The sequence below is a fragment of the Streptomyces sp. NPDC025721 genome (assembly GCF_055558595.1).
The window spans coordinates 68,834-83,036 of record NZ_JBVHMF010000011.1; the positions used below are offsets into that span (position 1 = coordinate 68,834).

At 69.5% G+C, this 14,203-nt stretch carries 11 protein-coding genes and 1 pseudogene; 7 read left to right on the top strand and 5 right to left on the bottom strand.

Annotated features, from left to right (window positions below; all coding sequences use genetic code 11):
- The first annotated feature begins 6 nt into the window (after positions 1-6).
- Positions 7-2,781, top strand: a complete 2,775-nt coding sequence (locus ACZ4EF_RS17715) for a transglycosylase domain-containing protein (RefSeq protein WP_467505207.1) — start codon at positions 7-9, stop codon at positions 2,779-2,781.
- A gap of 107 nt (positions 2,782-2,888) precedes the next feature.
- A complete protein-coding gene (locus ACZ4EF_RS17720) occupies positions 2,889-4,448 on the top strand; it encodes a glycosyltransferase family 87 protein (RefSeq protein ID WP_401851316.1) in 1,560 nt (519 codons plus the stop codon).
- Between the two features lie 39 nt (positions 4,449-4,487).
- On the opposite strand, the gene ACZ4EF_RS17725 is transcribed toward ACZ4EF_RS17720, so the two are convergent.
- From ACZ4EF_RS17725 to ACZ4EF_RS17735, 3 genes are all read right to left on the bottom strand, one after another.
- The gene (locus ACZ4EF_RS17725) at positions 4,488-5,528 is read right to left on the bottom strand and encodes an alanine racemase (RefSeq protein WP_355336651.1); all 1,041 of its coding nucleotides are present in this window, start codon (positions 5,526-5,528) and stop codon (positions 4,488-4,490) included.
- An 81-nt stretch (positions 5,529-5,609) separates the two neighbouring features.
- Positions 5,610-6,731, bottom strand: coding sequence for a lipid II:glycine glycyltransferase FemX (locus tag ACZ4EF_RS17730; RefSeq protein WP_355336650.1), 1,122 nt, complete (start codon positions 6,729-6,731; stop codon positions 5,610-5,612).
- 164 nt (positions 6,732-6,895) lie between these two features.
- A complete protein-coding gene (locus ACZ4EF_RS17735) occupies positions 6,896-7,204 on the bottom strand; it encodes a hypothetical protein (RefSeq protein ID WP_355336649.1) in 309 nt (102 codons plus the stop codon).
- 279 nt (positions 7,205-7,483) lie between these two features.
- On the opposite strand from ACZ4EF_RS17735, the gene rpsF reads away from it, so the two are divergent.
- The 4 genes from rpsF (at position 7,484) to rplI (ending at position 9,236) form a co-directional block, all read left to right on the top strand.
- Positions 7,484-7,774 carry a 30S ribosomal protein S6 gene (gene rpsF, locus ACZ4EF_RS17740; RefSeq protein ID WP_093711983.1) on the top strand — a complete coding sequence of 97 codons (291 nt, stop codon included), beginning with the start codon at positions 7,484-7,486 and terminating at the stop codon, positions 7,772-7,774.
- 98 nt (positions 7,775-7,872) lie between these two features.
- Positions 7,873-8,481 carry a single-stranded DNA-binding protein gene (locus ACZ4EF_RS17745; protein ID WP_355336648.1) on the top strand — a complete coding sequence of 203 codons (609 nt, stop codon included), beginning with the start codon at positions 7,873-7,875 and terminating at the stop codon, positions 8,479-8,481.
- A gap of 49 nt (positions 8,482-8,530) precedes the next feature.
- The gene (gene rpsR, locus ACZ4EF_RS17750) at positions 8,531-8,767 is read left to right on the top strand and encodes a 30S ribosomal protein S18 (RefSeq protein WP_031512678.1); all 237 of its coding nucleotides are present in this window, start codon (positions 8,531-8,533) and stop codon (positions 8,765-8,767) included.
- A gap of 19 nt (positions 8,768-8,786) precedes the next feature.
- Positions 8,787-9,236 carry a 50S ribosomal protein L9 gene (rplI, locus tag ACZ4EF_RS17755; protein ID WP_355336647.1) on the top strand — a complete coding sequence of 150 codons (450 nt, stop codon included), beginning with the start codon at positions 8,787-8,789 and terminating at the stop codon, positions 9,234-9,236.
- A 194-nt stretch (positions 9,237-9,430) separates the two neighbouring features.
- Here rplI and ACZ4EF_RS17760 read toward each other — a convergent pair whose 3' ends face one another.
- Entirely contained in the window at positions 9,431-10,936 is a 1,506-nt protein-coding gene (locus tag ACZ4EF_RS17760) for an MATE family efflux transporter (protein WP_467505374.1), read from the bottom strand.
- Between the two features lie 689 nt (positions 10,937-11,625).
- On the opposite strand from ACZ4EF_RS17760, the gene dnaB reads away from it, so the two are divergent.
- Positions 11,626-14,022, top strand: coding sequence for a replicative DNA helicase (gene dnaB / locus ACZ4EF_RS17765; RefSeq protein ID WP_467505376.1), 2,397 nt, complete (start codon positions 11,626-11,628; stop codon positions 14,020-14,022).
- On the opposite strand, the pseudogene ACZ4EF_RS17770 reads toward dnaB, so the two are convergent.
- Positions 13,989-14,203 (bottom strand): annotated as a pseudogene (locus ACZ4EF_RS17770) (hypothetical protein); the annotation flags it as partial. The gene dnaB and the pseudogene ACZ4EF_RS17770 overlap by 34 nt on opposite strands.

Here is a 14,203-nt window from a genome sequence, read left to right on the forward strand (position 1 = left end):
CTGTTCATGAGCGAGCACCGTCGCAAGCCGCCGCAGTCGCCCTCCGGCGGCCGTGCTGCCGCCAGGCGCGGGGGACAGCAGCCGACGCCCCCTGCGTCAGGCGGCCGACGCGCGGCCGGCGGCCCCCCCGCCGGTTCCCCTAGCGGTATGCCCAGTGGCGGTACGCCGCCCGGCGGTACCCCGGGCGCCGTACCCGGCCGTCCCCCCGGCCCTCCCGGCGGCGTGCCCAGCGGTTCCCCTTCCGGCACCGGCGGCCCCGGTGTCCCCTATGAAGGACGCGCCGCGGCCCGCCGCGCCGCCCAGGGACGCGGCGGTGGCGGCAACGGCAACGGCAGCGGTCGCCGCAGAGGCACCGGCGGCCCCGGTGAACCCGGCGGCCCCGCGGGCCGGGGAGGCCGCAGGCCCGCCAAGAAGCGCTTCATCGACTACCCGCGCTTCGGCAAGCAGGGCTGGCGGCACTGGGTGCCCTCCTGGCGCCAGGTCACCGCGCTGTGCATCGGCTTCGTCGGCACCCTGGTCGGCATCGCGGGCATCGCGTACGCCATGGTCGACATCCCCGACGAGAACAAGGCGGCCGTCGCCCAGAACAACGTCTACTACTGGGCCGACGGCACCCGCATGGTCGCCACCGGCGGTGACTTCAACCGGCAGAACATCACGTACGACCAGATCCCCAAGGCCATGCGCTACGCGGTGATCTCGGCCGAGAACAAGACCTTCGAGACCGACTCCGGTGTCGACCCGATGGGCATCACCCGCGCGCTGTTCAACATGGCCAAGGGCGGCGAGACGCAGGGCGGCTCGACCATCACCCAGCAGTACGTGAAGAACTCGATGCTCGACCAGTCGCAGACGGTCAGCCGGAAGTTCAAAGAGCTGTTCATCTCCATAAAGGTCGGCGCGAAGGTCGGCAAGAACGACATCATCACCGGCTACCTGAACACCTCGTACTTCGGCCGCGGCGCCTACGGTCTCCAGGCCGCCGCGCAGACGTACTACGGCGTGGACGCGGTCAAGCTCGACCCCAGCCAGTGCGCCTTCCTGGCGGCGTTGCTCAAGGGCCCGACGTACTACGACCCGATAGGCGCCACCAACATCGACACGTCGGCCACCGCCGAGGCCAACACCAAGCGCTCCACGCAGCGCTGGGCCTGGATCCTCGACCAGGAGGTCAAGTACGGCCACATGACGGCGACCGAGCGCGCCAAGTACACCAAGTACCCGATGCCCCAGGGGCTGAAGGTGCAGGCGGGCATGAGCGGTCAGATCAGCTACCTGGTCGACACGGTGAACAACTACGTCACCACGCACTCCTCGCCGAAGATCACCCAGAAGGACCTTGACCTGGGCGGATACCAGATCTACACGACCTTCGACAAGGCCAAGGTCAACGCCCTGAAGAAGTCCGTCGAGGCGGTCCGCAAGGCGAACATCAAGCCCGGCGGCTCGCACAAGTACCTGGGCGACGACCCCGACTACAAGGGCACGGACGCGGACAGCAACGTGCAGTTCGGCGCCGCCTCCGTGGTGCCGGGCGACGGCAAGATCGTGGCCATCTACGGCGGCGAGGGCTACGAGCACAACGAGTTCAACAACAACGCCAACACCGCCGGTGTGCCGGTCGGCTCGACCTTCAAGCCGTTCGTGCTCTCCGCGGCCATGATGTACGGCACCAACCACAGCGACGGCAAGCCCATCACGCCGGACAGCAAGTACAACGCCAACGACCTGCTGGTGATCAAGGACCACGACGGCAATGTGGTCCTCGACAAGGAGAACAAGCCGTTCCGGCAGAAGAACGAGGACTCGATCAAGCACGGCTACGTCACGCTGACCAAGGCCATGCAGAACTCGATCAACACCCCGTTCGTCCAGCTCGGCGAGGACGTCGGCCTGCCCAAGGTCAAGGCGACGGCGGAGAGCGTGGGCCTGCTCGACGAGAGCATGGCCACCATGGTGCCGTCGTTCTCGATCGGTACGTCCACGCCCAGCGCGATCCGGATGGCCGACGCGTACGCCACCTTCGCCAAATCCGGCGTGCAGGTGGACCCGTACTCGGTCACCAAGGTGATCCACAACGGTGACCAGATCGACGGCTTCTCGCGGCCCAAGCCCAAGCAGGCGCTGCCGGACAACATCGCCAACAACGTCACCAAGGTTCTCCAGAACGTGGTCGAGAACGGCACCGGCACCAAGGCCAAGGCCCTGGGCCGTACCGCGGCGGGCAAGACCGGTACCACCGACAGCCCCGGCGGCACCCGGTCCGCGTGGTTCGTCGGCTACACCCAGCAGCTCTCCACGTCCGTGGTGATGTTCCGCCAGGACACCAAGGCCAAGAAGCTGCTGCCGATGTCCGGCACCGGCGGCAACTCCTCCATCCACGGTGGTGACCTGCCGGCCACCATCTGGACCGACTACATGAAGGCCGCCCTCGGCAACTCCGAGGACCCCGGCTTCCCGGACGCCAGCAAGATCGGCGAACCGCAGAACGAGCCCGGCGCCCCGTCGCCGACGCCGTCCATGACGACGCCGCCGCCGAGCCCGACCGACACCGCGACCACCCCGCCGCCCACCACGACGACGCCGCCGACCACCCCGCCGACGACGCCGCCCACCACGCCGCCCACCACGCCGAGCGGCCCGTGCCTGCCGTGGGACCAGACCTGCAACACGCCGACGCCGAGCGACACCCCGACCACGTCGGGCAGCACCGGAGGACCGGGCGGCGGCGGAGGCAACAGCGGCGGAACATCCACCCGCAAACCCGGCGACGGAGGATGACGGACGGCGGCTGACGGGGGACGGCGACCGTCGCTGACAGCAGACAGCGACGGTTGGTGTCCCCGGGGACTCTCGCTCACACAGACCGGTACGGCAGGATGTTCGCCATGACGAGCGTGCGCGACCGCGAAGAGGCCGACCGGCGAGAGCTCCCCGTGCGACCCTCCGACGAGGACCCGGTCGCCGCGGCCGGCAGTGAGTTCCTGGGCGGGCCCACCGGGCGGTGGGCCCGCTCCGGCGGTTACCGCTGGTGGAACCCGGTCCGCGTGATGGTGCTCGTCGTCATCGGGATGTTCGCCCTCGGCATGGCGCAGAAAGCGTCCTGCTACTCCGGCGGCTGGTTCCAGGGCGGGTCCCCGCAGTACATCCACGCCTGCTACTCCGACATCCCGCACCTGTACTCGCAGCGCGGCTTCGCCACCGACCTGGTCCCGTACTTCGACCGCATCCCGGACTCGGTCTCCGGCAGCGGCTTCCACTACCTCGAGTACCCGGTGCTCACCGGCCTGTTCATGGAGGTCGCCTCCTGGCTGACCCCGCACGGCGGCGACCTCCAGCACCGCGCGCAGATCTACTGGATCGTGAACTCCGCGATGCTGATGATCTGCGCGGTCGTCCTCGTCACGTGCGTGGCGCGCACCCAGCGGCGGCGCCCCTGGGACGGCCTGCTCATCGCCCTGTCCCCCGCGCTCGCGCTCACCGCGACCATCAACTGGGACCTGTTCGCCGTCGCCCTGACCGCCGTCGGCATGCTGCTGTGGGCCCGCAGCCGACCGCTGGCCGCGGGCATCCTGATCGGCCTGGCCACCGCGGCCAAGCTCTACCCCGTCCTGCTGCTGCTCGCGCTGTTCCTGCTGTGCCTGCGCGCCGGGCGGCTACGGGCCTTCGGCACGGCGCTCGGCGGCGCCGTCCTGTCCTGGCTGGTGGTCAACGGCCCGGTGATCCTGCTCGCCCGGCACGGCTGGTCGGAGTTCTACAGCTTCAGCCGCACCCGCGGCGTCGACTACGGCTCGCTGTGGCTGATCGTCATGCAGCGCACCGGCAACCCGCTGACCGGCGTGAGCGCGTACGTGGCCGCCCTGATGCTGCTGCTGTGCGCCGGGATCGCCGCCCTCGCGCTGTACGCCCCGCGCCGCCCGCGCTTCGCACAGCTCGCCTTCCTGCTGGTGGCCGCGCTGGTGATCAGCAACAAGGTCTACTCGCCGCAGTACGTGCTGTGGCTGCTCCCGCTCGCCGTGCTCGCCCGCCCGCGCTGGCGCGACCTGCTGATCTGGCAGGGCGCCGAGGTGCTGTACTTCATCGGCATCTGGATGCAGCTCGCGTACGTCACCGGCGGCACCAAGCACCACGGTCTGTCCGCCGACGGCTACCACCTCGCCATCGCCGTGCACCTGCTCGGCACGCTCTACCTGTGCGGCATGGTCATCCGCGACATCCTCCTGCCGCAGCACGACGTACTGCGGCAGGACGGCGACGACGACCCCTCGGGCGGAATCCTGGACGGCGCGGAGGACGTGTTCGTGCTCGGCGCCGTCCACCACGAGCCGCGGCACGCGGCGCCCTTCGCCGGACAGCGGGTCGAGTGGGGCACCACGATGCCGACGGACTCCGCGCCCACGACGCCTTCGCCCGCGACGACTTCGCCCGCGGTGGACGAGAAGGACTAGACGGCTGGAGAAGAAGCCGAGGAGGGAGCGACAGGCGTCCTACGACGGGTGGCGGTCCACGACCCGGTCGAACTGGGTCGTGGTGTGCCGCAGGTGCGCCACCAGCTCGTCGCCCACCGCGGGCGGCGCCACGTCACCCGGCAGGAACAGGATCGACACCTGCATGTGCGGCGGCTCCGCGAACCAGCGCTGCTTGCCCGCCCACACGAACGGCGACAGATTGCGGTTGACGGTCGCCAGGCCCGCCCGCGCGACCCCCTTGGCCCGCGGCATCAGACCGTGCAGCGCCTTCGGCGCCTCCAGGCCCACACCGTGCGAGGTGCCGCCCGCCACGACCACCAGATGGCCGTCGGCGGCCGACTTCTCCTGCCGGTAGCCGTACCGGTCGCCCTTGACGATCCGCGTGACGTCGAGCACCGCGCCGCGGTACTCCGTCGCGTCGTGGTCGCCGAGCCACATCAGCGTGCCGATCCGCGCCCGGAACCTGGTCTGCGGGAACTGCTGCCTGAGCTGCGCCAGTTCGGTCGCCTTGAGGTGGCTGACGAACATCGTGTGCAGCGGCAGCCGGGCCGCCCGCAGCCGCTCCATCCAGGCGAAGACCTCCTCGACCGCGTCCGTACCGTCGGTGCGGTCCAGCGGCAGGTGGATCGCGAAACCCTCCAGGCGTACGTCGTCTATCGCCGTGTGCAGCTTGACCAGGTCGTCCTCGGCCACGCCGTGCCGGCGCATGCTGCTCATCACCTCGATGACCACCCGCGCGCCGACCAGACCGCGCACACCCTCCACCGAGGACACCGAGCGGATCGCCCGGTCCGGCAGCGGCACCGGCTCCTCGCCCAGCCGGTACGGGGTCAGCACCAGCAGGTCGCCGCTGAAGTAGTCCTTGATCCGGGCGGCCTCGTACGTCGTGCCGACGGCGAGCATGTCGGCGCGCAGCCGGGTCGCCTCGTCGGCGAGGCGCTCATGGCCGAAGCCGTACCCGTTCCCCTTGCATACCGGCACGATGCCGGGGAACTGGTCCACCACGGACTGGTGGTGTGCACGCCAGCGTGCGGTGTCGACGTACAGGGTGAGGGCCATGGCCTGGTCGGGACCTTTCCTTGAGCGAGCCTTCGGCGGGCCGCGCGCGGGCCTTGTCGTGGCCCATGCGCGGGCCCGGGGTCAGCGACGCGACATGTAGATGTCGAGCGCCTTGTGGAGCAGCTTGTTGAGCGGGAAATCCCACTCGCCCAAGTATTCGGCAGCCTGCCCGCCCGTGCCCACCTTGAACTGAATCAGACCGAACAAATGGTCGTTCTCGTCCAGGGAATCGCTGATTCCGCGCAGATCGTAGACGCTGGCGCCCATCGCGTACGCGTCCCGCAGCATCCGCCACTGCATCGCGTTGGACGGCCGCACCTCACGCTTGTGGTTCGCCGAGGCGCCGTAGGAGTACCAGACGTGCCGGCCGACGGTCAGCATCGTCGCCGCGGCGACCGCCTCGCCCTCGTGCACCGCCAGGTAGAGCCGCATCCGGTTGGGGTCCTCGGCGTTCAGCGAGGTCCACATCCGCTGGAAGTACGACAGCGGGCGCGGCCTGAAGTGGTCGCGCTCGGCCGTCACCTCGTAGAGCTTCTGCCAGGTCGGCAGGTCGTCGTAGCCGGCCTGGACCACCTCGACACCGGCCTTCTCGGCCTTCTTGATGTTGCGCCGCCAGAGCTGGTTGAAGCCCTTGAGGATGTCGTCCAGCGAACGGTTCTCCAGCGGGACCTGGTACACGTACCGCGGCTGTACGTCGCCGAAGCCCGCGCCGCCGTCCTCGCCCTGCTGCCAGCCCATCCGGCGCAGCTTGTCCGCGACCTCGAAGGCGCGCGGTTCGATGAAGTCGGCCTCCACGTCGCGCAGCCGCTTGACGTCCTGGTCGGCGATGCCGGTCTTGATGGTGTTCGCCTCCCACCGGCGGATGATCACCGGCGGGCCCATCTTCACGGTGAAGGCGCCCTGCTGCTTGAGGTGGGCGAGCATCGGCTTCAGCCACTCGTCCAGGTTGGGCGCGTACCAGTTGATGACCGGGCCCTCGGGCAGATACGCCAGGTACCGCTTGACCTTCGGGATCTGCCGGTAGAGCACCAGACCGGCGCCGACGATCTGGCCGGTCCTGTCGTCGATCCAGCCGAGATTCTCCGACCGCCACTCCGACTTCACATCAGCCCATGCCGGGACCTGGCAGTGGCTTGCCGAGGGCAGGCTCTGGATGTACGCCAGATGCTGCTCGCGGCTGATGGTCCTCAGGGTCAGGCTCATGCGGGGCGCTCCCCAAACTCACGACGAACTCACGACTGCGGGCTGGAATGCTCACTACTTGCTTGTGGTGGGTTTCCGGTGCTGTTTTCTGGCCCGAAGCCTACTGCGCGGGGGAAGCGCCCTCGCTACTGCTCGCCGGTGCTGTCGGCGACTGCCGGCCGCCGCTACCAGAGCCCGCCGAACAGCCCGCCGTGCGCGACACCGATGTAGAAGCCGACCGCCGCCATGCCGAGGCCGATGACGAGAGCGAACCGCTCCGCCGTGGTCGCCGAGATGAACTGGCCGTAGCCGCCGGTGAGGATGCCGACCAGACCGGTCCAGGAACTGAGCAGATGCAGGCTGTTGAAGGCCGAGGAGATGATCGCGATCGCGCCGAGGACGACGGTCACCGCGACCAGCGTGTTCTCCAGCGGGTGCGGCCGGCCGTCGGTGTTGAAGGTGAGGTGGTGGGTCCGTTCCGCGTGCTGTGCCATGGGGCACCTCCGTGACGGAGTAGATGTGTCCAGATTGGGGGCAAAAGGGGGCGGATTTCAACCCGGGGGACCTGTGCGGGTAGTCTGTACGGTCTGCACCGGTGTCTGTGCGTGGGCCGGGCCTCGCCCGACTCGGCGGAACGCTCCTCGGACCGATCCGCCGCTCGACTGTCTGTCACTCGACTGTCAGTGCCCCGCGCTACCGTTGCGACGCAGATACAAACCCTCCTGCCACGGAAACGCCGTGGCCGCCTGAGTCCAAAGGAGGTGGGTTCCCCTATGCGTCACTACGAGCTCATGCTCATTCTCGACCCCGATCTTGAGGAGCGCGCTGTCTCCCCGCTGATCGAGTCCTTCCTCGCCGTCGTCCGCAATGGTGGCGGCAGCGTGGAGAAGGTCGACACCTGGGGCCGTCGTCGCCTCTCCTACGAGATCAACAAGAAGCCCGAGGGCATCTACTCGGTCGTCGACCTCAAGGCCACGCCTGAGGTCGTCAAGGAGCTCGACCGTCAGCTCAACCTGAACGAGTCGGTTCTGCGGACCAAGGTCCTCCGCCCCGAACTGCACTGAGCTCTCCGCTCAGCGCACCGGGCAGTAACCGAGTAGTAGCCAGCAGTAGTCAGTAGCAGCAGCCAGAAGCAGTCAGCACACCGCCGAGAGGTCATCCCATGGCAGGCGAGACCGTCATCACGGTTGTCGGCAATCTTGTCGACGACCCCGAGCTGCGCTTCACCCCGTCGGGTGCGGCGGTCGCGAAGTTCCGAGTCGCGTCCACTCCGCGCACCTTCGACCGGCAGACCAACGAGTGGAAGGACGGCGAGAGCCTGTTCCTCACCTGCTCGGTCTGGCGGCAGGCGGCCGAGAACGTCGCCGAGTCGCTCCAGCGAGGCATGCGCGTCATCGTGCAGGGCCGGCTGAAGCAGCGGTCGTACGAGGACCGTGAGGGCGTCAAGCGGACGGTCTACGAACTGGACGTCGAAGAAGTCGGCGCCAGCCTGAAGAGCGCGACGGCCAAGGTCACCAAGACCAGCGGTGGCGGTCGTGGCGGTCAGCAGGGCGGCGGGTTCGGCGGAGGCGGCGGCCAGGGCGGCGGCGGCAACTGGGGCGGAAGCTCCGGTGGCGGCCAGCCCCAGGGCGGCGGCGGTGCTCCCGCCGACGACCCGTGGGCGACCAGCGCGCCGGCCGGCGGCGGCCAGGGCGGCGGCGGCGGTAACTGGGGCGGCGGCTCCGGTGCCGCTTCTTCCGGCGGCGGCTACTCGGACGAGCCGCCCTTCTAGGGCGGGCATCCTCACTTCTTGATCGCAAGATCGCATTAGGAGAATCACCATGGCGAAGCCGCCCCCGCGCAAGCCGAAGAAGAAGGTCTGCGCGTTCTGCAAGGACAAGACCGTGTACGTGGACTACAAGGACACGAACATGCTGCGGAAGTTCATTTCCGACCGCGGCAAGATCCGTGCCCGCCGCGTCACCGGCAACTGCACGCAGCACCAGCGTGACGTCGCCACGGCCGTGAAGAACAGCCGTGAGATGGCGCTGCTGCCCTACACGTCGACCGCTCGATAAGGAAAGGGTGACCTGAAGCATGTCGAAGATCATCCTTACCAACGAGGTCAGCGGCCTGGGTGCCGCGGGCGACATCGTCGACGTCAAGCCGGGCTACGCCCGCAACTACCTGATCCCGCGTGGCTTCGCCATCGCGTGGACCAAGGGTGGCGAGAAGGACGTCGAGCAGATCCGCCGCGCCCGCCGCATCCGCGAGATCCACTCGCTGGACGACGCGAACGCGGTCAAGGCGCAGCTCCAGGGCGTCAAGGTCCAGCTCAGCACCCGCGCCGGTGACACCGGCCGGCTGTTCGGCTCGATCACCCCGGCCGACATCGCCGCGGCGATCAAGACCGCCGGTGGTCCGGCCGTCGACAAGCGTCGTCTCGAGGTCGGTTCGCCGATCAAGACGCTGGGCGCGCACAAGGTGACGGTGCGGCTGCACCCCGAGGTCGAGGCCGTCCTCGACCTGGAGGTCGTGGCCGCGTAATCGCGACCGCTGTGTTCCACGTGGAACAGGGAGGGCCGGGCACCCCGATTACGGGGGTGCCCGGCCCTTCGTCGTTCCGGGGTTCCGGGGGCGGCGGGCGCTGTGAGGTCTGGCCGCTCGCGGTGAGGTGTGTCGGCGGGCGGCTCGGGCTCTCGGCGAGTGGCTTGGGCTCCTCGGCGGGCGGCTCGGGCTCCTCAGCGGGCGGCGCCCGTGACGATCCAGCGGCCGGAGCGGGCCCGGAGCCACAGGGCGGCGAGCCGGGTCAGCATCATCAGGGTCATCGCCCACCAGAGCGCGGTCAGCCCCCAGCCCAGGGCGGGCACGGCCAGCGCGGCGGGCGCGAAGACGGCCAGCGTCCCCAGCATCGACCAGGCGAGATACGGCCCGTCGCCCGCGCCCATCAGCACGCCGTCCAGGACGAAGACGATGCCGCAGACCGGCTGCGCCAGCGCGACCACCAGCAGCGCGGACGCCAGCGCGTCCCGTACGGCCGGGTCCGAGGTGAACATCGGCCCGATCAGCGGCCGGGCCAGCGTCACCAGCAGCCCCAGGACGACCCCGCAGGCCACTCCCCACTCGATCATGCGGCGGCAGGCGGCGCGGGCGCCCTCGGGGTCGTCCGCGCCCAGGTAGCGGCCGATGATCGCCTGTCCCGCGATGGCGATGGCGTCCAGGGCGAAGGCGAGCAGGGACCAGACGGTGAGGGTGATCTGGTGGGCGGCGATCTCGGCGTCGCCGAGCCCCGCGGCGACGGCGGTGGCGATGAGCAGGACGGCCCGCAGGCTGAGGGTGCGGACGAGGAGGGGGACGCCGGCTCGGGCGCAGGCGCGTATGCCGGCGGGGTCGGGGCGCAACAGGGTCCACAGGGCGGAGCGTGCACCCGTACGGGCGTCCGTCGCGGGGGCGTGTGGCGCGGGGTCGTCTCGCGGCGCGAGGTGCCGCGTCGTGTCGTCCCGCGTCGGGAGGTGCCGCGCTGTGGCGTCCCGCGCCGTGTCGTGCCGCGTCGGGAGGTGCGGCTTGGCGAGGTGCCGCTTGGCGCCGCGGATCACCACCCACACGTAGACGGCCGCCATGCCGTTCTGGGCGATGACCGTGCCCCACGCGGAGCCCGCGATGCCGAGTCCGGCGCCGTAGACCAGGCCCGCGTTGAGCCCCGCGTTGGCGGCGAATCCGCCGACCGCCACGTACAGCGGGGTGCGGGTGTCCTGGAGGCCGCGCAGCACGCCGGTCGCCGCCAGCACCATCAGCATCGCGGGGATGCCGAGCGAGCTGATCCGCAGATACGTGGTCGCGTACGGGGCGGCGGTCGGCGACGCGCCGAACAGGTCGACCACGGCCGGGGCGGACGGGAGGACGACGGCGATCACCAGCGCGCCCAGCAGCAGCGCGAGCCAGATGCCGTCCACGCCCTGGCGGATCGCGGCGGGCAGGTCGCCCGCGCCGACCCGGCGGGCGACGGCGGCGGTGGTCGCGTACGCCAGGAAGACGAAGATGTTGACGGCGGTGGTGAGGAGCGCGGCGGCGACGCCGAGGCCCGCGAGCTGGGCGGTGCCGAGATGGCCGACAACCGCGCTGTCGGCCATGACGAAGAGGGGTTCGGCGACCAGCGCGCCGAAGGCGGGGACCGCGAGGGCGAGGATCTCCCGGTCGTGGCGGCCCCGGGCGGGCGTGCGGGGGGACGAGGCCGGATCCTTCTCCACTGCGGGCTTGGCGACCGGATTCACATGCACAGGGTAATCGTCCACAAGTAAGAGGTAAAGGCCCCCCTCGACTATTACGGGTGACTGCGTAGAGTGATCTCCTCCGCGTTGTTTGTGGCGATCTTGGGCCGACCGTGAATTTTTTTCTCCTGCACAGGCTATGGATGGAGAAAGGCCAGGTCAGAGCCGTTCCCTTGAGTAGATTGTCAGCTTGTCCACAGCGTCGTCCCAAGGGCTGTACACAGGTTGGGGCCACTTCTCCACAGGTATGCCGCCGCCGTCCACACCCCCTGTGGATAACCGGGTTGGTCAGGGCCGCCGAGAGCCCTACCGTGGACCGTCCCCCGACGCGCCGCGAGCGGCCCCGGGTGACTCAAATGTCGGCGCCGTGCCGTAAGAAAGAGCCGTGCCCCACGAACGCGTGGCACGTAACGGGGTGCGGTCGAACGCGGTCGAACGGTCCGCAGGGACGGGAGGAGGTGGCGCGGATGAGCCAGCCCGAACCCGCGGACGAGCACTGGGGGGAGGCACCCCCGGAAGCCGGTCCGAGCGACCGGCCCCCCGTCACCCGCTTCCGCAAGAAGAACGGCAACGACGACAGCGACAGCAACCGCTGGTCCGAGGGCGGCGGCGGCTTCGAGCGCGTCCCCCCGCAGGACCTCGACGCCGAACAGTCCGTCCTCGGCGGCATGCTGCTCTCCAAGGACGCCATCGCCGACGTCGTCGAAGTCCTCAAGGGCGCCGACTTCTACCGCCCCGCCCACGAGACGATCTACGCGGCGATCCTCGACCTCTACGCCCGCGGCGAGCCCGCCGACCCCATCACCACCGCCGCCGAACTCACCAAGCGCGGCGAGATCGCCCGCGTCGGCGGCGCCCCCTACCTCCACACCCTCGTCAACGCCGTCCCCACCGCGGCCAACGCCGAGTACTACGCCGAGATCGTCCACGAACGCGCCGTCCTGCGCCGCCTCGTCGAAGCCGGCACCCGCATCACCCAGATGGGATACGCCGCCGACGGCGACGTCGACGAGATCGTCAACAACGCCCAGGCCGAGATCTACGCCGTCACCGAGCAGCGCACCTCCGAGGACTACCTCCCCCTCGGCGACATCATGGAGGGCGCCCTCGACGAGATCGAGGCCATCGGTTCCCGCAGCGGCCAGATGTCCGGCGTCCCCACCGGCTTCACCGACCTCGACTCCCTCACCAACGGCCTCCACCCCGGCCAGATGATCGTCATCGCCGCCCGCCCGGCGATGGGCAAGGCCCTGGCGCTCGACACCCCCCTGCCCACCCCGACCGGCTGGACGACGATGGGCGCGGTCCAGGTCGGCGACCACCTCCTCGCCGCCGACGGCACACCGACCCGAGTGGTCGCCGCCACCGACGTCATGGTCGGGCGTCCTTGCTACGAGGTCACGTTCTCCGACGGTACGAAGGTCCTGGCTGACGCGGACCATCAGTGGCTCACCTGGGACCGGAACACTCGCGAGGCATTCGACCACGCGAGGCCAGAGGCCACCTCCTACCCGGACAACTGGCCGTCCTGGTCTCCCTCACGGTCATCCGCCGGCACCAAACCCGGCAGGAGCGCGGGAGCCGTCCAGGAGCAGTGGAATCGTCCCGAATCCGAGAGCAAGGCAGTCAGGCCGCGCAGCACCAGGGAGATCGCCGCCACGGTCCGTGCGCGGCACGAGAACAATCACGCGATCCCGGCCACGAGGGCTCTCGTCGGCCCTGAAGTCGATCTGCCCGTCGATCCGTACGTGCTCGGCTACCTCCTCGGAGACGGTGATACCGCCGGAAGCGGGCGTGTCGCCTGCGATCCACAGGACCGCGACTGGCTGATCAAGGAGTTCGACGCGGCCGGGTATGACGCTCGTCGGCACAGCAGCACCGGCCACTTCGGTGTGCGTGGGCTGAGGGACGCGTGGAGCCAGCTCGGTGTGTCCGCTGGCAAGCACATCCCGGCCGGGTACCTGCGCGCGTCCTTCGACCAGCGTCTGGCGCTGGCGCAGGGCATGGTGGATTCGGACGGGACCGTCGATGGCGACGGGGCCTATCGGTTCACGAACACCCATCGCGACCTGGTCGACGGATTCTGTGAGCTTGTCGTCTCCCTCGGTTGCGTCCCGCGGGTTCACCACCGCACCGGGCGTACCAGGGCCGGCGTGATCAGCGCGGACTCCTGGGACGTCATCGTTCCGACGAATCTTCCTCTTGCCCGGATTCCGCGTAAGGCGAGTTCCGCTCGAGGGCAGTGGAAACGCGAGCAGGTCACGCGGTACATCACTTCCGTCACCCCGGTCACGAGCGTCCCGGTCCGCTGCGTGCAGGTGGACAACCCGGACCACCTGTACCTGGCCACCCGCTCCATGGTGCCCACCCACAACAGCACGCTCGCGCTGGACTTCGCCCGGACGTGTTCCATCGCCAACAAGATGCCCAGCGTCATCTTCTCGCTCGAAATGGGGCGCAACGAGATCGCGATGCGGCTGCTGTCCGCCGAGGCGCGGGTGGCGCTGCATCACATGCGGTCGGGGACCATGACGGACGACGACTGGACGAAGGTGGCCCGGCGGATGTCGGACGTCACCGAGGCGCCGCTCTACATCGACGACTCGCCGAACCTGTCGATGATGGAGATCCGCGCCAAGTGCCGTCGCCTCAAGCAGCGCAACGACCTGCGCCTGGTCGTCATCGACTACCTCCAGCTCATGCAGTCGGGCGGCTCGCGCCGCCCCGAGAGCCGTCAGCAGGAGGTCTCGGACATGTCCCGTAACCTCAAGCTCCTCGCCAAGGAGCTCGAAGTCCCGGTCATCGCGCTCTCCCAGCTCAACCGTGGCCCCGAACAGCGCACCGACAAGAAGCCCATGGTCTCCGACCTGCGCGAATCCGGCTCCATCGAGCAGGACGCCGACATGGTGATCCTCCTCCACCGCGAAGACGCCTACGAAAAGGAGTCCCCCCGCGCGGGCGAGGCCGACCTGATCGTCGCCAAGCACCGCAACGGCCCCACCGCCACCATCACGGTCGCCTTCCAGGGCCACTACTCCCGCTTCGTGGACATGGCCCAGACCTGACCGGGGACGGTCGGCTCCGACAGGAACACCTTCGGATCGACCGGCCCGTAGGCGATGTTGAACGTGTCGAGCCAGTACGACCAGTCCCGTGTTCCGGCGGCGCTACTGAACCGATGGTTCACCTGCTGACGGATCCACTGCCCCGGGGCAGACGCACCGCCGGCGGGTGCCGGGGGTGGGG